General features: G+C 36.5%; 3 protein-coding genes. All 3 read left to right on the top strand.

The genetic code is table 11. The features are described 5' to 3' along the window. The first annotated feature begins 16 nt into the window (after window positions 1-16). Window positions 17-14,992 carry a T9SS type B sorting domain-containing protein gene (locus tag BMY33_RS05495; protein ID WP_091406481.1) on the top strand — a complete coding sequence of 4,992 codons (14,976 nt, stop codon included), beginning with the start codon at window positions 17-19 and terminating at the stop codon, window positions 14,990-14,992. Between the two features lie 5 nt (window positions 14,993-14,997). Next, window positions 14,998-15,975 carry a PorP/SprF family type IX secretion system membrane protein gene (locus BMY33_RS05490; protein WP_091406479.1) on the top strand — a complete coding sequence of 326 codons (978 nt, stop codon included), beginning with the start codon at window positions 14,998-15,000 and terminating at the stop codon, window positions 15,973-15,975. A gap of 260 nt (window positions 15,976-16,235) precedes the next feature. Further along, on the top strand, window positions 16,236-22,784 hold the full coding sequence (locus BMY33_RS05485; RefSeq protein ID WP_091406478.1) for a PA domain-containing protein: 6,549 nt from the start codon (window positions 16,236-16,238) through the stop codon (window positions 22,782-22,784). Window positions 22,785-22,827 lie beyond the last annotated feature (43 nt).

The following is a 22,827-nucleotide window of genomic DNA, read 5'->3' as shown; positions in this document are numbered from 1 at the left end:
AAATAAAAAGCAGCTTATGAAAACACTATTCCCCAAAAAAGCTGTACTGTTAATATTGATGATTATCAGTGCGGTATATAATATAAGTGCGCAAGAATCGGTACCTCTTACACCAAGGCCAGGAGCCCAATTCGATAATATTAGAGGTAATATGGTAATGACCGGTAATGACATTGTCGGTGTAATCGAAGATGATGATGGAACTACTTTTACCAATCCAAATAGGAACTATAATGGTAATGATAATAACGGTAATTATACAACAGCTTTTATTGATGTAGATAACGATAATTCTACGTTTAGTTCTAGTGAAGCTGGTCTAACAGTGCCTAGAGAAGACTGTAGCCGTCTAGTATATGCTGGATTATATTGGTCTGCCAATTATTATATGGCTAGAGGTAATAGTCCAAGGAATTTTAGTAACAATGAAATCTCGAGTAATTCGGATACTAATACAGCCTTAATAATAAACAACGGTCCACTCGCTCAACAGTATACTGCGAGAAATTCAGAGTTTAGTAATGACAACTCAGATATACAAAGAAATCCTGTAACCTCATATTTAGTAGTAGCACAACCTGTGAATGGTTGTGGGATTACTAATGGAGCTCAGCTATCGGGGAATATAGCTGTGATTAGGGATGGTGGTAGTTGTTCGTTACGAGAAAAAGTAGTAAACGCTCAGAATGCTGGAGCTGTTGGAGTTGTAATTGTGAATGATGGAGGACTCTTACCTAGACTTACAGGTAATGGACCGGCAATAAATATTCCTTCCGTATCGGTAGGAAATGATGATATAAATAATGCCAATTTTAATAATGGAGATTTAATACCACTTCTTCAGGCAGAAAGTAATGTAGTTCTAGCTACGCTATCAACGGATGAAGGAAATGATATTTTAAATAATCTACCTCTTACAGATCCAAGAAAACAGGGACCAGCTGATTTTAGAGATATAAAATTTAAGGTGCCAGGAGGAACATATGTAGATGTAACGGCAAGTAGTGTTGTTTTTGATGGATACAGAAATACACCTACGAACCCTTTAGGAGATAATGCTAATGATGAACTTCCTTATGTTTGTTATGCGGATGTAACAAGTTTATTAGATCCGGACAATAATTTTGGTACTTATACGGTAGCTAATATGAATGCTACGCAAGGTTTTACCAGTGGTGGTGATGGTGCCTGTGGTGGATGGTTTATAGTTGCTATTTATGAAGATCAACAGGAATCGGCTAAGTTCATTAGCACAAGTGATGGGTTTGTTCAGATTTTTAGTGGTCAAACGCCATTACAGTTTACTTATAGTGGATTTACGACACCTACAGGAGCCAGTGAACCAGTTAATGTAAGATTTGGTACTTCTTCTTTAGAAGGAGATACGAGTTTAGGTGGAGATGAATTAAGAATAGTGAATACAGCTGGAGGACTTACTGCCTTAGGACAAGGAAATGCAAGTGCCAATCCAACAACTAACTTTTTTAATGGATCTATATCCTTCGATGGTAATTATATTACTGATCGAACTCCTAATTCTGAGAATACACAAGGGTTTGATATGGATTATTTCGAACTTCCGAATGTTACAAAAGACCTGGTCGGTAATGGTCAAACATCCGCCACCTTTGAGTTATTTACGGATCGAGATAGGTATAGTGTATTTTTTAATGCTTTTTCTGTTACCATTATAGAACCTGAATTAAGAATTATTAAAAAAGTTTTCGATTTAGATGGTTCTACAGAAATAACAGGAAATAATGTAGAACTAGGTGATGAAGTGTTTTATGATCTCGAAATAGAAAATATAGGTAATGAAGATTTTGTAGATGGTACTGTTACTATAACAGATGTTTTACCTCCTAATACGAATTTGTTAAATGTAGTTGACGCTACATTACCACCAGGCGTTACTTATTCTGAAATTTCGCCTGGAGTATTACAATTTAATATACCTGCAAGTATAGTAGAGACTCCCAATGACGAACCAATCGGTGATGGTGATGCCCCTATTTTTATACGATTTAGAGCGCAATTAGTAAGTAGTTGTGAGGAATTAAGAGATGCTTGTTCTGATGTAATTACAAACTCAGCTACAGCAACTTATACTGGATTACAATCTGGTACGCTTGGAAGTACTACAAGTAGTTCACAATTAGGAATATGTGGAGATCAATTAAATGAGGCTTCTAATATACTTGTTAATATCCCTGCCTGTCAATTAGATGTGACTTTTTGTGATGATGAGTTACTTTTAGTAGCAGGAACTGGTTATAATGAATATACGTGGACAGGACCTGGTATTACTACGCCGGTAGTAACTACCGTTAACTTTTTTAATGTACCAAGCCCTCAAACCGGGGTTTATATGGTGGTTAAAGCAGATACCGATGGTGTTGATCCTAGTTGTATGTCGCTTACTGAAGAATTTACGGTAACTGCTTTTAGAGATATAACAAATCCTGTTTTGGATTATGTAAATGGGACTACTATAGTTACTGAAGACTGTAGTGGTGTTCCAATTCCACAAATTTTATTATGTGGTGATCAGACACAGTTACTTGAAACTAATTTTGATCCATCTAGTTTAGATGATATTTCTTGGCAAAGATTAACTCCTTCGGGATCTTGTGTTTTAGATCCGAATGATCCGTGTTCATTATTAGATGGTAATTGTACCGATGCTAATTGGGTGGAGGTTACAGGAGGTGATACTTCGAGCTATACTGTTTCTGAAGCAGGTGATTATAGAATTCTTGCCGAATTTGAAGGTGGATGTATTATACCATTTTATTTCAGTGTATTTAAGAATGATTATCAACCGGACCTTTCTATGAACCCAATAGAATGTGGTAGCGATGGTAGTGTTAGCGTAATAAATGTGCCTACTAATTTTGCATTTAGTTTAACATCTGGTGGTCCTTATACTAATACTACTGGTGTTTTTCCAATTTCTACGGCTGGAGATGTTACAGTATATGCAATTGATACTACTTTTCCTGGATGTGAATATTCAGAAACAATAAACGTTCCTTCCATCGACCCAACATTTAGTGTTACAGGAGTTGACCCAACTTGTGTCAATGATGATAATGGAACTGGTTTTGGAAGAATTAATATAAGTGTTACAGGTGGAATACCTGAATATCAATATACTATTTCTAGCCCTGCTTTAGGAGCAGCAGATCCAATAATTGTTCCTAATAGTAGTGCAAACAATGGAAATTATACGCAAAATAATTTACCTGCTGGAACCTATAATGTAGAAGTAATTTCGAATAGACCTACACCAGAGTGTGTTTTTGATGCTACGGTAACTATTAATCCTGCACCTGCTTTTGACGCAGAAGTAGTATTATTAGCTCCTGAAACTTGTGATAGTGGAGCTTTAGTACAGGTAAATGTTCTAAATGGTTCAGGAGATTATTTATATGATAATGGTGATGGTAATTTTGTGGCTTGTAATATTTTCGAGATTCCTAGTCCTGCAAATCCAGCTACAACATATACCTTTAGGATAAGTGATAATAGTATTCCTAGTGGTTCACCAGCTTGTGTTATTTCTGCAAGTATTGATAATATAACACCATATGAACCTATTGTAATAGATAATGTAACAGTTACTCAACCTCCTTGTCCTGGAGATACGGGACAAATACAGGTAGATGTATCACCAACAGTAGCAGGAAGAATTTATACATATCAACTTTGGGATTGTGCAACAGATCCAAATTGTGGTAATACTGATCAAACGACATGGGATGTGACTTTGTGGACTTTGGTTAATGAAATTGCTTCTACAGGAAGCCAAACGATTACTTTTACAGGAGTTCCTGACGGAAATTCATACGCTGTTACAGTTTTACACGCGAATACAACACCAGCGATTACTAATGCTGATTGTGCTTTTCCTGTTCCGGAACCAACAGTTTGTCCGGTTAGAGAATCGATTTTTGCTATTACATCTCCCGTAGGTATTACAGCGGATGTAACACTTGATAGACCTTTGAGTTGTATCGTTGGAAGTGAAGATGCGATTATTCAAGTAGATAATATAGCAGGAGGTTCTGGTAATTACGAATGGAGTTTGGATAATGTTACTTTTACGAATGTAACAACTACTCCGTTTGATATTTTAGTAAGTACAGATGGATCTTATACAATATATATTAGAAACCAAGGAAGTGGAGATTGTGCAGCTCCGTTTGCTATTGATGTACCTGCACTTGTAGCTATTGATTCTATTACCTTTACGCCTGGAGACGGTGATTGTACAAGTCAAAGTTCAGAAGTAAGTTTCGAAGCGCAACCAGCATTATCAGCAGCTGATATAACAGCTGGAGTTGTTTATGAATATGATGTCTCTCCTGATCCAGCTACAGGAACAGGTGCTACAGGAAACACAGGGTTTTTAACTACAAATAGTTATACAATTGCACAAGGAGTAACTTACACTGTTACTGCAAGAAGAAGTGATGATCAATGTACATTTAGTGATGATTACAGAGTAGATGTAATTGATCCTATAGATATAACTAATGCAGTAGAAACTACACCTGTAGTTTGTGTGGGCGAAAGTAATGGAGCGTTATCTTTTACGGTAACAAATAGTACTTCTTTTGATTATACAGTTACACTCGGAGGAACTACTGTTGACTCGGGGAATGGTATTACTACAAGTCCTGTAAATGTTACAGGATTAGCCGCAGGAACGTATATTATTACTGTTACAGATACTAATCCAGGAGGTTCAGGTTCACCGTTAAACTGTTCTGATACAGCAACTGTAGATATAACAGAGCCAGCAACACCACTTACCTTTACCACAGTGGCTACTGAGACTAATTGTGGTGCTAATACTGGTACTATTACGGTAACTGCTAATGGTGGAAGAGGAAATTATCAATATAGATTAGTAGATAGTGGTGGTGGAGTAATTGTCGATTACCCTAACACAAATAATGTATTTACAGGCCTTGCAGTTGACACATATACTATTTTTGTAAGAGACGGTAATTCTACTGCTGCTTGTGAAATCAATAATACTGAATCGATTACTCAATCTGCTTCGCCTACAATAGCATTGGCAACAGGAGGAGATAATTGTTATGATGGAACGGATCAAGCAACTCAATGGGTAACAATTACTCCAGGGATACCTACTCCTTTAGGTCCTTTTGAGTACAGTCTTAATGGAGGAACAGGAGTTTTGATAACGTTTTTACCGGTAGCAACACCTGCTCCAGCAAACACATTTGAGATTCCTAATTTAACGCCAGGAAATTATACAGTAGTTGTTACAAATACAGCTACAAATTGTTCTACTGCGGCATTACCGTTTACGATAAATCCCGAACTGACGATAACTGCAGATTTGGCTAATGATATTAATTGTAATGAAGATGCTAGTTTAACTTTTGTTCCTGTAGGAGGAAGTACAGTGTATACGCAGTTTGATTTATATGCTCAAGGTTCACCACCAACATTAGTACAAGCTAATATTACATCTCCTCATACAATTTCAACACCAGGAACATATGTTGTTCAGGTTACGGATGATCAAGGATGTACAGCTTTCTCGAATCCAGAAACTGTTACAGCATATGAAGCTATTGCTACAAGTGCACCTGTAATTACAAATCCAGATTGTCCTACAGATAACGGAAGCATAGAAATTACGGTTACAGCAGGAGAAGGACCATTCACGTATGTGTTGGATGGAGACGCAACTACTACGCAAGGACCAACAGGAACTGGGCCAATAACGTTTAATAATGTTCCAGTAGGACCACACACAATAACTATTACTGATGGATCGGGAGCTAGTCCCGCTTGTACATTGGATGTCAACGCTACAATTGTTGCTCCAGTTGCAATAACAGCAGATATAGCTATTACCCAAGAATATAGATGTGATGCTACGGGATCAAGTACAACTCCTCAATTAGGAACAATTACGGTATCTAATCCTGCAAACGGTACACCGCCATATGCATATAGTATAGATGGTGTAGACTTTAGTAATACAACAGGAATATTTACAGGATTAACAGATGGTACTTATACATTGTTTATTAGAGACGGAAATACAGTTTCTTGTCCAATAAACTTAGGTCAGTTAACAATTGATCCGTTAGTTCAGGTTACAGATCTTTCTTTTGCTGCAACACAAGTTCAATGTCCTGCTTTAGAAGCAGATGTTACGTTGACTCCAACTTTAGATGGAACGAGTACCGTAATGTATGAAATTACCGCTCCAATAACAGTAGGCCCTCAGGTATCTAATGTATTTACAGGGTTAACCTCTGGAACAACATATACATTTTTAGCTAGAACAGATACTGACGGATGTGTATATACTGAAACATTTACAGTCCCTACTATTGATTTAATAGCAGTGAATGCTACTATTGTAAATGAACCTTTATGTAATGGACAAAGTACAGGGGAATTATCATTTACAGTTTCAGGAATTGATTTGACTACAGAAACATATGAATATGAGGTTTCTATTGGTGGTACTATTGTTGCACAGGCAACAGGTCAAAATGCCGCAACTATTCCAACAGGTGATATACTAGCAGCTGGAACATATGATATTTTAGTTACAGATGAAAGGACTAATTGTACGGCTACAGATCAAGTAATTATTGGAGAACCTGATGTTATTACTTTTACTATAGATCCTATTGATCAAGATTGTGTTGCTAATACAAATACAGTTAGCATTAGTAATGTGATGGGTGGAAGTGGTGTTGGTTACACTTGGATATTAAATGATTCAGGAGGAACTGCTGTTGGTCCAAGTAGACCAGTTACTGATCCTTATTTAAATGTTCCGAACGGAACAGGATATCAAATTATAGTAACAGATAGTAACTCTTGTGTATCTGCTACACAAACTTTAGATATTAATCAATTACCACAGATAGCAGCTACAGTAGATACTGGTTCTGATTTCTGTTTAGATGATGGAACGGTAAGTTTTACTATAAACATTGACGGAACAAACTCTGGAACCCCAGATTACATTTATAATGTTGCATTAGGTGGAACGATAGTAATACCTGACACTAATGTGGGTGCGCTTACTACTTTTACTACAACGCCTGCATTAACACAGGCAGGAACATATACAATTACATTAACAGATAGCAATGGTTGTCCAGTAACACTTACGGAAACTATTGCAGAGGCAGTTTCACTTGATGTTACTCAAGTATCGGATATTGCGTGTAATGCCGCAGGTGTTCCTCAAGATGCTTCTTTTTCTTTTGTTGTGAATGGAGGATATACACCTTATGACATTGCGGTTTCATTTAATGGAGGTGCTTTTGTAGATCATATTACTAATGGTACTACACCATTTGTTGATTATGTAGCTACTTCAGGAGCTGGAACTTATATTTTTAGAGTTACTGATGATAGAGGATGTACATTTACTACTTCTCCTTTTACGGTTACAGATCCGGCACCAATTGCAATAACAGCGAACGATGTTAATGTAGATTGTTTTGGAGATACAGGTACTGCTGTAATTACAGTTACTGGTACAGAAACTCCTTATGAAATTGATTTCGAGAATACAGGAACGTTTGTAACGATTACAGGAACACAAATAACTTTCCCTAATCTCTCAGAAGCAGTGTATGATTTTACTGTAAGAAGTGCTAGAGGTTGTCTTGAAATAGGTACAGTAGAGATAATAGCTCCAGATGAGATACTAGAAGTTAGTAGAACAGAAACACCGGTTACTTGTGGTGGATCTGTTATTATTACGGAGTTAGGAGCGATAGATTTAGAAATAGGTGGTGGTTCAGGAACATATACTTATACATTGGTAGATGCAAGTGATGTTTCAACAAGACCTATTGTTCCTTCTACTAATACTACTTCAACGAATCCTGTTGTACTAAGTGCTTCAACAACAGTTCGATTCGAAGGATTAAATTTTGGTCAGTATTTCATCTTTGTAGAAGATGATAATGGTTGTGTTTCTAATCCGGATCCTATTGGGCCGTTTAATATATTTTCACCACCAAGTGATTTAGTTCAGAATGTTGTTGCAACTGGTAATTGTCTTGCCGGTGTAATTTTTGATATAGATGTTGTTGGTGGTGTGGGTCAGGATAACACTACAAATCCACCTTTAGGATTTGATATTCGTATTGTTGGAGAAACTGGACCATTAGGTACGTTTGTTCCTTTAAATGATGAACCATTGAACGCAACAGTTACAACTCCTACTAACCCAATAAGAATTCATCGATATGGAGGAATGACTGCTGGTGCTTTTGATGTTCTTCAGTTTAATAGAACTTATATCTTAGAAGTAAGAGATAATGCTACGGGTTGTTTGTATCAAGAATTGGTGCCACCTGTAACTCCTCCTTCTGATCCAGATATTATTAATTTTACTCAGACAAATATCACTTGTAATGAGACGCCGGCATTAGATAATGGAGCAATAAGTTTTGATATTTCTGGATATACAACTGCTCCACCTCCGCCTGTTACAGAAGTGCGTTGGGAAGTTTTTGATCAGTTTACTAATATTTCTTTAGATGTTAGTCTTGCACCAGCGGTATATTCAGGTAACGCTACGGGACTTACAGGAGCAGATGTTCCTGTGACTATTTCTAATTTTCCTCCGGGAAGATATTATGTAATAGCTGAAGAAGTAGATGGCACACAATGTTCATCTAGAAGAGATTTTGAAATACTTGTTCCCGATCCACTAACTTCTGTAGCTACCAATCTTACCGCTGCTAATAGTTGTGGTACGAATGCACAGGTAATTATGGATACTGATGGCGGTACACCTTTTGGAATACCACCAACTACCGATGGATATACATATGCTGTAGTGGCTGATGGTGCTGGTGATCCAGGTACGTATCCATTAAATGATAACACAATTGATCTAGGTAATACTGCGGGAGATTTTGATATTTGGGTAGCAGATTTTAATGGATGTAGTTTTGGTCCTGTAGATGTTACGGTTGTGGTTAACCCATTACCGACTGTTGTAGCTAGTTTTATTGACGATTGTGCATACGATAATAGTAATGTAATTGATGTAGATGGTACCGGTCTTGGAACGTTATTATATCAAATTGATGGAGGAACTGCAGTTACTGGTAGTATAGATAATAATAATCACCAATTTATTGTATCTACTCCAGGAACTTACACTATAACGATTACAGATGATTCAGGTTGTTCAGCCTCTACACCGGTAACAGTATATGACGAATTGGTAATAAGTGCTGCATTTACAACAGCTCCGGATTGTGAAAATGCTACAGGTGTTATTACTACAACGGTTACATCAGGTGTTGTACAAGGAACATTAACATATGTACTACAAGATGGAACTGGAACCCCAACAGGAAATGTAACGGGTGATGTTAATGGAATTTATACAGGTGTTGCTCCTGGCGATTATATCGTAGTTGCTACAGATGATGGGCGTGGAGCTATTGCACCATTTTGTTCGTTCTCTGCTCCGGTGAGTATAGATGCTCCAACGCCTCCAGTACTTGTACCTGAAACTACTTTTGTTACTTGTATAGGTGATACCGACGGTGTGATAACGGCTGCATTAACTGCTCTTTCAACGGACTCGGATCCAGCAGTAACATATGAATACGAAATAATAGCAGGACCGGTTACAAGACCATCACAGATTAGTCCGGTATTCTCTGGATTAGGTATTGGTACGTATACAGTACAAGTAACGGTTACTAAGCCAAATGGAGCTTTAAATGTGATTTGTTTGGATACCGAAGATTATATTATAGATCAACCTTCACTTCCTGTAGCAACTGTTGTATTGGAGACACCTTATGGATGTACTGGTGCTGCAGTAAATCTTCCTGTAATTACTGTGGATAACTTTAGTGGAGGTAATTCGCCATACACTATATCTTATACAGATCCATCAGGAAATATAGTTGGACCAGTAGATCCAGCTACATTGGATACTGATACTGGTTTAGCAGGAATTCAGATTATAGCAAACGAATCAGGTAATTATACTTTTACTGTATTTGATACTAATGACTGTCCTAATGTCCTAGTACCATTTAATATTCCTGCGTTCCCTGTAATGACAGACGCAGTAGTAAATTTAGTAACAGGTATTAACTGTACGACCAACACAGAAGAGGTTACGGTTACAGTAACTGGAGGAACAGGTCCATTTGATTTTATAGAAATCAATGGAGCAGTGCCATCTCAGATAGGAGTTGCTTCTGGAGGAGCTACGACTACAAGTGGTTCATTCTTTTTACCTGGTGTAGGTAATTATATTTTTAGAGTGTTTGATCAAGGAACTCAATGTTCTATTGAGACATTACCTTATGAAATTACTCCTTATGATACAATAGAAGCTGAAATTGCCGTGGTTACCCCAAATATCTTATGTTTTGGTGATGCTACTGGTAATATAGAGCTTACGGTTACAGGGCATACAGGTCCTTATAATTATACCGTAACAAATACGACTACAGGTACAGTTACAGGTCCTATAGGTGCAGATACTACGGTACAGAATCCTATCACCATAACTGGTTTAGAGGCGGGAAGCATTCAAGTTTCGATTGTTGATCCTGTTTCTACTTGTAACGACATATCAAATGTTGTCAATATAGCACAACCGACAGAATTACTGTTAGCTTTGGATTCAAATACTAATGCGAATTGTAACGATGATGGAAGAGTTGTAGTGACAGCTTCTGGAGGAACGGCTCCTTATACTTTTACTGCTACCGACGTGCCAAGTGGTGGGACTTTTACAACAACAAGTACTACGGGAATATTTGATTTACCAGTTATTGGCGCTAGTACAGATTATACAATTAGCGTTGTGGATGATAATTCTTGTACTTCTAACCCTGTTTCTATAGTGGTTACGGTAAATAGAACTGATAATCCTGTACTTAATCCACTTACTGTAGATGATGTATGTACCCATGATGGAAGTTATGTAATATCTGCATCAGGAACTAGTAATGTTCCAGTACCACCAGGTTCAGGGATACTAAGGTTCCAATTAGATACTGGTGTCATAGAAGATGCTAATAATGGAAGTACTGCGCATACATTCACTGTAGCTACTCCTGGAAATTATACGGTTACTGCTTATGATGAAAACGGATGTCCTTCTAATGTAGAATCAATCACGATATTACCAGAATTAACCGCTACTGCGGATTTCACGACGGATCCTACTTGTAGAGATGTTGATGGAACTATAACAGTAACAGTTAATGGTGGATCAGATTTTGCTGTCAATCCAGGTAATTTTACTTTTACTCTAAGAGATGAAGCTACAACTGCGATCGTTGCTGGACCTCAGGTTGGAAATAATATTTTTACTCCGATAGCTGCGGGTGATTATATAGTGGAAATTACGGATATCAATATTGCTGCTATTACTACGCCATGTACAATTACGATAGATGTTCCAGAATTAACGGTGCCGTTGGATCCTATTCCATCTGCAACGTCAACTGCTGTATCATGTATAGGAGCGACAGATGGAACAGTTACCGTAACATTGCAAACAGGTACTGATTTAGATGGACCTTATACATATCAAATATATGTTGATGATGGAACAGGAAACCCTGATTTAGCGCAACAGGTTGGAGTTGATCAAATAGATAATCCAGTATTTACTGATTTACCATTTGGAGACTATGTTGTTGTTGTAACTTCAGAGAGAAGTTGTTCTGGTCAGTTTGCTATTACTGTAGCTAATGCTACACAAGTTGCTGTAGCAATCTCACAAAGTCCATATAGTTGTGCTCCTGATAATAGTTCTGTGTTCCCTATAATCACCGTGACTATAACTACAGGAACTGCACCATATAGTATTTCTTATGAAACACCTTCTGGAGTTGTTATTACTGAATTGGATATAGCTGATGCTAATTTAGGTACACCTGAAATAGATTATGAAATTACCGCTGATGAAGAAGGGGATTATTTAATTTCAGTAACTGATAGTAATAGCTGTGCTACAAACCCTGTAACTGAAACAGAAACAGTAGCACCATTCCCAATTATGACAAACCCAGCTGTTGCTATAGTAACGGATATTACGTGTGCTGTAGATGAAGAAGTTACTGTGTCTGTGCAAGGAGGTTCTGGTGATTTCTTATTCGAGTTAATTGATAATACTGGTACTGTAATTAATCCACCTGCTCCTGTAGATACTCCTGCTGGTGTGTCAACTGCTAATTTTGTGTTGCCAAGAACCTTAGGTATTTACACGTTTAGAATAACAGATCAGATTACAATGTGTACGATTACTGTTACTCATGAAATTGATCAATTCGATTTTGTGGAATTAGTAGCTGCACAAGAAACGCCTGAAACTTGTTTAGGAGACGCGGACGGTACAATCAATATTTCAATAACTGGATATTCAGGACCTTATAATTTTACGATTCTTGATGAAAACGGTAATCCAACAGCGTTTACCGGAACAGGAGATACAACTACGGATCCAGATCCATATATTTTACCAGTAAATCTACCGCAAGGTGTATATATTGTAGAAATTGTGGAAACTGCGGATCCATTATGTACAGAAAGGTCTAATGCTATTGCAGTCACAGGCCCTAGCGCACCAATTGTAACGGCGATATCAGCAATTAATACTATAGAATCTTGTGTACCTGGTAGCGATGGATCTTTCCAAGCTTCTGTTACTGGAGCTCAGGGAACAGTTACATATACGTTAACTCCTGGTGCTATCTCTAATACTACAGGGTTATTTGAAAATCTAACAGCAGGATTATATACAGTTACTGCGGAAGATAGTCAAGGATGTACGGATGATGAGCAGTTTACGATACAATCGCCTAACGCTATCATCGTTGATCCTATTGCAGATAGTAGTGTAACTTGTTTTGATGATGTTGATGGTAGTATTACAGTAGTTGCTAGTGGAGGTCAAGGAGCAGGAACGTATTTATACACGTTAACATTCCCTGATGGAGTTACTACTAGTGGACCTCAATCTACTAATGTGTTTAATAATTTAGGTGCAGGAACTTATACGATTACTGTTTCTGATAATTTGAATTGTACAGCAACAACGACTGCTATTATAAATGAACCTAGTGAAGTTACTGTTAGTATTGATAGTGTTACGGAAGTTACTTGTGATATTAACACAATAGATGTAACAATTAGTGGAACTAGTGATGTAGCAATTACGGAATATTATTACGTAGATCAAGATGGTAATCAAGTAGCAAATGGTGGATCTGGAATTTTCACAGGTCTTGGAGCAGGAGAGTATCAATTCTTTGTGGAGGATGTAAATGGTTGTAGATCTCAATTATCTTCACCAGTACCTGTAATACCAATTAGTCAGATAATGATTGCTTTAGATACGAGTGCTGCAAATATTAACTGTTTCAATGAAGCAACTGCTGTAATTGATGCAATAGTTACAGGTGGTATTGGAGATTATATTTTTGAATTAACAAATAATACTACTACTCAAACTTGGGGACCTCAAAACAGTAGCGAATTTATAGACCTTCCACCAGGAAATTATACGTACTTAGTAAGAAGTGATAGAAACTGTGTTTCTCAAGTAGATTTCGATATTATAAATCCTGCGGAGTTTGAAAATATTCCACCTCAGATTACAGATGTAGTTTGTTTCGGAGAAGATAATGGATCTATAATTGTATTTGCAGCTGGAGGTACACCGGATTATTCTTTTGCAATAAGTACAAATCCTGGTCAGTTCTTTAATGATGAATCGGATAATGTTCCTAATCAACACACGTTTACAAATTTAGTTCCTGGAGTGTATCAAGTATTTTCTCAGGATTCTAATGGTTGTGGACAAGTATATGATGTAACTATTGGCGAACCGGATCAGTTAATGGCCAATATAGTTGGAGCAATAACTCCAGAAACTTGTTTTGGAGATAGTGATGGAGCAGTTACTATTGATATTACAGGAGGTACACCACCGTATTCGACAAATATTACGAATAATGATGGAGATTTTATGGATGGTGTATTAACGTATATGGATCTTCCAGGTGGAACTACTACAATCTTTATTAGAGATGCTAATAATTGTAGAATCAATCTACCAGTAGATATTCCAGAAGGTGCTATTCTTAACGGAGTAATGAGTCCTAGAGTGGATTGTCCGATAATAAATACGGATGGTTCGATAAATCAACCGCCTGTATACTATATAGACTTTATACTTGGAGATGATTCTGTAGATACGGATATTCTTTATAACCTAGTATCATTAGATGGGGGTGTAAGTCCAGGAGATAGTTTATCTCCAACATTTATTGTACAGCCAGGAGAATACCAAGGAACCATGACATATACTCCTACAGGATGTGTATTTGATTTAGGAGCAATTACTATAGAAGAATATATTCCTTTATCAACTCCTATTGCTCAGATGACAAATAATCCTCAAGATCCTAATGAGTATGAGATTACTGTCACAGGAGGTAGTGGAGATTACACCTATTTTGTAGCAATTATACCAAATGGCTTAACTGTAAATGATTTAACAGACTCTGATTATAGAGAATTAGATAGTAATATCTTCTCTATTGACGAAACTGCGATTTATGCATTAAGAGTTATAGATAATATGGGTTGTGAAGTAGTTGGAGTTCAAGAATTGATATTTATTAATATTATTATTCCTAATTACTTTACTCCAGATGGTGATGGTACAAATGATACTTGGTACCCTAGACAAGATCCATTTAGAGATCCATTCTTCTTTGATGATATGGAAGTCAAAGTATTCGATAGATATGGTAGATTATTGGCTGAGTTTATGGGAGATCAAGGAACAAATAATGGATGGGATGGAATTTACCAAGGAAGCGAGTTACCATCTGGTGATTATTGGTTTACCATTATCCTTAATGACATTGATAACAGAGAGTTTACAGGTCACTTTACTTTATATAGATAATAAGTATGAGAACGTACACAAGACATATAATAATAGCTATAGTTTTATTGACAACTGTAGTAAGCAATAGAAGTTATGGCCAGGAGTTTTTTGCACCAGTTCAGAACCAATACATTGCAGATAATCCATATTTGATATCTAGTGCTTATGCAGGTATAGGAGATTGTTGGCAAGTTCGTGCCTCAGGGTTTGAACAATGGGTTGATATTGCTGATGCTCCCGGAACACAATCGATATCTATAGATGGTCGTATATCAGATCGTTCAGGTGTAGGTGCTATTTTGTTTAATGATAAAAATGGTGCAACTTCCCAAAAAGGAGTACAGTTATCTTTTGCTCATCACTTAACATTGAATGAGTATACGAATCAATACCTTTCTTTTGGTATTAGTTATAAGTTTACTCAGTTTGGTATAGATACATCTCAGTTCAATGATGGTGATCCTAATTTGCCACCAAGTGAGAGTTTAGAGAACGTTACAGTAAACAACTCTAACTTTGATATTGGAGTACTGTATAGATTAGGAAGGTTTTTCTTAAGTGCGAATGCAGTAAATTTATTGCAGAAGCAGATTGATGATTTTAACCCAACAGAACCTTCTTCAATACAGAATTATTATGTGTATTCTGGATATACTTTTTATGATCGGTTTAGCGACATAGAAGTAGAACCTTCTGTATTATATCAAAACTTTGCTGGAGATGGCAGAAGTACTGCAGATCTTAACCTAAAGGTACGTAAGTTGCACAGAGGAGATTATTATTGGGCAGGGATAAGTTTAAGATCATTAGTAGATCAGGATTTCAAACCTTTATCTATTTCTCCAATGATTGGTATAAAGAAGTCTAACTTTTATGTAGCGTATGGATATCAAGTAAATGTTAATGAAGTTTTTGATGCAAGTAATGCGGCAGGATCACATATGATTACATTAGGAATCGATTTCGGATGTAGACAAAGTAAATGTGGATGTACTTATTAAAATGAATTGTACATAAAGACTCTTTTTACTACGGTAAAATATAAATATTGGAAACACTTATCTATTAGATAGGTGTTTTTTTTGCCTTTAAAATGCAGTTATTATTATGTTTAGAAACATAAAATAATTTACTAAATCATTATTAAAATAAAAAAGAGAGAATATTTGGTGTATAAGTCAAATAAAAAGTAAAGTTATGGTAACATTTTCCTTTGTTATGATACTTACATTAAAAACCAGATTTATCAATTTTAGAAAAAATGAATAAAAAATTACGTCTCGAATTAATAGCGATATGCTTGTTATTTGTTAGTACATCCATTTTTAGTCAAGAAACTGTTCCATTTAAGATTAGAAAATCTATCTCAGGGGTTAAAGGAGATTTGATCATGACCGGCAACGATATTGTTGGTATGATTGAGGACAAAGATGGAAATAGGTTTACAAATCCTAATGGGAATTATAACGGTATTGATAATAATGGTAATACCGTTACTGCTTATATAGATGTAGATGATGATCCAACTACTTTTAGTTCAAGTGAAGCTAGGTTAACAGCCCCTAGAGAAGAGTGCAGTAAATTGGTGTATGCTGGATTATATTGGTCAGCAAATTATTATATGACTAGAGCGAATAGTCCTAATAATTTTTTGGATGCTGAAATCGCTAGTAATTCCGATACGAATACGGCATTAATTATAAATAATGGCCCATTAGCTCAACAATATACGGTAAGAAATGCTGAGTTTGATAATGATAATGTAGATATACAAAGAAGTCCGGTAACTTCTTATTTGGTAGCAGCAGAACCTATTGATGGTTGTAGTATTACTAATGAGGCGGAGCTAACTGGCAATATAGCGGTGCTTAGAAAAGGAGGTATTTGTTCTTTAAGAGAGAAAGTTGTAAATGCTCAAAATGCCGGTGCGGTAGGAGTAGTTATTGTAAATGATAATGGTCTTTTGCCAAGACTTATTGGGAACGGACCGGAGATAACAGTACCTGTAGTATCTATAGGTAATGACGATATTAGTAATGCTAATTTTCTTGATGAAGATTTAGTAACACTTCTTCAGTCACAAACTAACGTAGTGCTAGCTACGTTATCTACGGATCAGGGAGACGATGTTTTAACAGACCTTCCCCTTGTTGATCCAAGAAAACAGGGGCCTGCAGATTTTAGAAATGTAAAATTTAAAATTCCAGGAGGTACCTATCTAGATGTTGCTGCTACTAGTGTAGTTTTTGACGGATACAGCAATACACCTACGAATCCTTTAGGAAATACCGCGAATGATGAATTTCCTTATGTATGTTATGCGGATGTTACTAGCTTATTGGATCTAGATAATCCTTTTGGAACGTATACCGTTGCGGATATGAATGCAACACAAGGTTTTACAAGTGGTGGAGATGGAGCTTGCGGAGGATGGGTTTTAGTTGCTATTTATGAAGACCCTCAAGATGATGCAAAATACATAAGTATTAGCGATGGATTTGCTCAGATATTTAGTGGAGATGACCCAATAGAATTTACATATAATGGTTTTATGACACCACAAGGAAATCTGCCAGTATCTACTAGATATGGAGTGGCATCATTGGAAGGAGACTTTAGTCTTGATGGAGACCAATTAAATGTATTGAATACAAGTGGTGATTATGTAGCATTAGGACAAGGGTCTAATACGGCTAATCCAACTACAAATTTTTTTAATAGTTCAATTTCTTCTGAAGGAGCATACTTTACTAGCAGAAATCCTAATTCTAGGAATACCCAAGGATTTGACATCGATATTTTTGATTTACCAAATCCAAGTAATTCAATTATTGGGAATGGTCAAACTTCCGCAGTATTTCAATTAATAACGACTAGAGATAGATTTAGTGTTTTTTTAAATTCTTTTTCTACCACAACAATGGAACCCGAACTTAGTTTGGTACAACGTGTTTTTAACGCAGATGGAACGGTTGAAATCACCGGAGGAAATGTTGAGCTAGGAGATGAAATTATATATGATCTTGAAATAGAAAATATTGGTAACGAAGATTTCATTGATGGATCGGTGATAATTACAGATATACTTCCGGTAAATACAAATTTATTGGGTATTGCTGACGCAACGCTGCCAACAGGAGTAACGTATACAGAGATATCTCCAGGAATATTACAATTTTTAGTACCAAGTAGCTTATTGGAAGTAACAAGTGATGCGATATCCATTCGATTTAGAACCCAATTAGTAACCAGTTGTAATGATTTAATAGATGCTTGTTCTGACCAAGTTATTAATACAACTACAGCTTCATATACAGGATTATTCTCAGGAATAGCTGTTGTGGATGATATTGGAGTCTCTTCAGAAAGTTGTAACGCTACACCAGAAGTAATGGGAAATACTATTGTAAATTTTGCTCCTTGTCAAATTGATGTACCATTTTGTGGTGGAGAGTTATTATTAATAGCGGGTGCCGGCTATAGTAATTATACTTGGTCTGGACCGGGTATTTCTACTCCGGTAGTTACTACAAGTAATACATTTCAAGTTCCAAATCCTCAGACAGGTGTTTTTAAAGTAGCAAAAGAAGATGTGGATGGCACGGATTCACAATGTGCAACATCAGTCGAAGAATTCAACGTCGAAGGTTTTAACGATATCCAGAATCCAATTTTGGACTATGTTAATGGAACCACTGTAGTAACTGAAGATTGTAATGGTCTTTCTATTCCACAAATTTTATTATGTGGTGATCAAAGTTTATTTTTAGAAACTAATTTCGATTCATCTGTTTTGGATGGTATTTCTTGGCAACGTTTAAGTTATTCAGGTACTTGCCAGGCAAATTCTAATGATCCTTGTTCTTTATTAGATGGTAATTGTACAGATGCTAACTGGGAAGAAGTTACAGGTGGTAATACTTCAAGATATACGGTTTCAGAAGCAGGTGATTATAGAATTTTTGCAGAGTTTGAAGGTGGATGTATCATTCCATTTTATTTTAGTGTATTTAAAAACGAGTATCAACAAGAACTTTCCATGAATCCTATAGGTTGTGATAATGAAGGTAATGTTAGTGTTGTAAACGTACCAATTAATTTTGCTTTTAGTTTAACTTCTGGAGGACCTTATACGAATACTACAGGAACATTTGTTATTTCTACGCCCGGAGATGTAACGGTTTATGCCATAGATACTAACTTTCCTGGATGTGAATATGTCTCAACCATTAATGTACCTTCTATCGATCCTGTAGTTTCTGTGACTACCGTAGATCCTGTATGTGCAGAAGAACTTGGACGAATAGAAGTTGTAATTACGGACGGGACACCTCCATTTACTTATATTTTGGATGGAAATGTTGAAATTGGACCCGTAGAAGATGACACAATAACTTTTGATAATGTAGCCGTTGGAGGGTATGAGATCCAAGTAATAGATGGTAACCAATGCGAAAATTACGAAAATGTTATTATTAATGAATCTAATGCTATTATAGAGGTGTCTAATACGATTACACCAGTAACTTGTGGAGGATCAGATATTATTACTGACTTAGGAGCTATAGATTTAACTATAAGTGGAGGTGCAGGATCATATACATATACTTTAGTAGATGCTGCAAATATAGCAATTACACCATTGATTCCTTCTATAACGATTTCTTCGAATCCAATTATAACAACGGCTACAGAAGTTCGCTTTGAAGGACTTAATTTTGGACAGTATTATATTTTCGTTCAGGGTACAGATAATATCAATGGCTGCAGTCAAGTATCATTTGGACCTTATAATATGGTATCTCCACCAGATGATTTAGTAGCTAATATAACTGTAGGCCCTAGTTGTTCAGAGGGTATTATTCTAGATGTCATTGTACAAGGAGGCGCAGGTATAAATCCCCCAGTGGATCCGCCACCAGGTTTTGATATACGCATTGTAGGTGAACCATCCCCAGGTCTTGGAGATTTTGTGCCGCTAAATGATGGTGAAGGAGGATCAACAATAGTAGATGCTAATACACCAATAAGAGATCATAAATATTATGGTTTAGCATTTTATAGAGCTTACACGATTGAAGTTAGAGATAATGCTACAAATTGTGTCTATAGGGAATTAATTTCACCAATTAATCCTCCGTCTGAACCAAAAATTTTGAATCTTACGGTTACAGATGCAAGTTGTGCACAGGTATCAGATTCAGGAGACGGGGAAATTAGTTTTGAAATTTCGGAATACAACCCATCCGTAACTCAAGTTTCATGGGAAGTGTTTTCTCAAACTACAAACGTTTCTTTAGGAGCCTCGTATTTTGGAACTGCAACGAACCTAACTGGAACCAACGTTCCGGTAACTATATCAAATTTTTCAGCAGGTCAATATTACGTAATTGTTAGAGAAAATGGTACGAGTTGTCCAGCTAGACAAGATTTTGTGATAGATATTCCCGATTCATTGTATTCAATTCCAACAAATATAACACCAGCGAATAGTTGTGGTGATAATGCACAGATAATAATGCAAACGGATGGTGGTACTCCGTTTGATATTTCTCAGACGGCTGATGGTTATACCTATGCATTTACAGCTGATGGAGCTGGTAACCCAGGCGTTTATCCTATAAATAGCAATATAATTGATTTGGGTAACGTCGCTGGTGATTTTGATATATGGGTTGCAGATGCTAATGGATGTAGTTTTGGGCCAGTAGATGTTAATGTAATAGTAAACCCTCTTCCGACAGTTGTAGCGAGTTTTATAGATGATTGTGTTTATGATAATAATAACGTAATAGATGTTGAAGGAACAGGTCTTGGTACTCTATTGTATCAGTTGGATGAAGGAGCTGCAGTAGTAGGTAATATAGATAATAATAATCACCAATTTATTGTAGCGACCTCTGGAACCTATACAATAACCATTACAGATGAATCTGGGTGTTCAATGAATACGATCATTAGGGTTTATGATGAGTTAATAATTAGCGCGGCATTTACCACGACTCCTACTTGTGGAGACGCTGATGGAGTAATAACAGCAATAACATCTGGTGCTGTGCAAGGTACATTATCTTATGAGTTACAGGATAGTACTGGAACACCTACTGCTAATATAACAGGAAATACTACTGGAGTATATACTGAAGTGTCTTCGGGAGATTACATTGTAGTTGCCACTGATGACGGACGAGGAATAACTTCTTTTTGTTCTTTCAGCACTGTGATATCTACAGAGAATGACATTCCGATTACGGCAGATATGGCGATTACCCAAGATTACAATTGTGATACATCTGGAGAAATCACAGTATCAAACACCACTGGAGGAAATGGGCAATATGAATACAGCTTGGATGCTATAATTTGGTCGGGGAATAATCAATTTACAGGATTAATAGACGGGGATTATACTGTTTATATTAGAGACTCTAATACAATTACTTGTCCTGTTTTATTAGGAACCTTGAACATAGATCCAATCAAGGAGATAGTAGATCTTGATTTTACAGCTACAGACATTACTTGTTCTACTTCTTCTACCAGTATTACAGTAGTTGCAACTGGTACTAATGATACCAGCTTTTTTGAATATAGAATTAGCGCTCCAATAACAACTCCTTGGCAAACGTCAAATATGTTTGCTGATTTGGAACAAGGATACACCTACACCTTTGAGGTAAGAACAGATGATGGCTGCAGTTATACAGAAGATTATAGAATAGATCCTATAACTCCATTAGTTGTAACAGGGGAGTTAGTATCTGATATAAGTTGTAATGGTGAGGCCGATGGAATTGTAAGACTGGAAGTCTCAGGTGGAACGCCGCCTTACGCTTTTGCATCTTCTATAAACCCATCTTTGTTCTATTCTGATAATGAGGATGGTGTTAGTGGCCAACATACATTTACAGACATTCCTGCGGGATCTTATGAATTTTTAGCACAAGATAGCCTAGGTTGTAGTTTTATTATTCCGATAACACTGATAGATCCATCAGAACTTTTGGTATCCGTAGATACTGATGAAACAGGAACAATTATCGTAAATGCCAGTGGAGGCACACCAGTTTATGCCTATCAATTATTAAGTGCAGATGGAATTACGATGCTCTTCCCAGAACAAACAAGTAATACTTTTGATGTTGATGTTTCAGGTGAATATGTGGTAAAAGTCCTAGATGTAAATGGTTGTGAAGTCTTAAAATCGATTACGGTAACAATAACTAACCAAAACCCAATCATTGATTATGCGGATGAAATTCTATTCTGTGCATTGATAGGACAGAGTTATCCGGTTATTAGTATTCAGGATGAAAATGGAGAAGAGGTCGATGTGTCTTTTACAAATGCAGCATCTATTGTATGGCAAAGATTGGATGATATTTCTTGTAATAGACCACTTGATGACACTTGTCCAACTACAGATGATAGTTGTAGTTCGGATTGGTTTGATTTTGAAACAGGGGCTGATTGTATGGTCTTAGAACCTGGAGAGTATAGAGTGATTATTACATTTGCTAATAGAGTAACACAAAGCACAGAAATATATTATTTTAGAGCAGAAGGGAATACATTAGATGTAATAGACAATGAAAAGACAAATATTCATCTATATCCAAACCCGGCAAATACTGTAGTAAGTATTAATACAGATATAAGTTTAATAAAAGTTTTTGATGTATCTGGAAAGTTAGTGTTACAAAGTATCCAGAACTCTTTTGATATTAGTTTACTAAAAAAAGGAGTGTATTTTACAGAAGTTGAAACTAGTAAAGGTGCTAAGAAAATTATAAAATTAGTAAAGCAATAGCATTAATTATTTTCATAATACAAAAGAGCACTTTTATAGTGCT

This window comes from Aquimarina amphilecti (genome assembly GCF_900109375.1).
Taxonomy (GTDB): domain Bacteria; phylum Bacteroidota; class Bacteroidia; order Flavobacteriales; family Flavobacteriaceae; genus Aquimarina; species Aquimarina amphilecti.
Note: the sequence above shows the minus strand (reverse complement) of the source record. Positions and strands in the feature narration are given on the sequence as shown.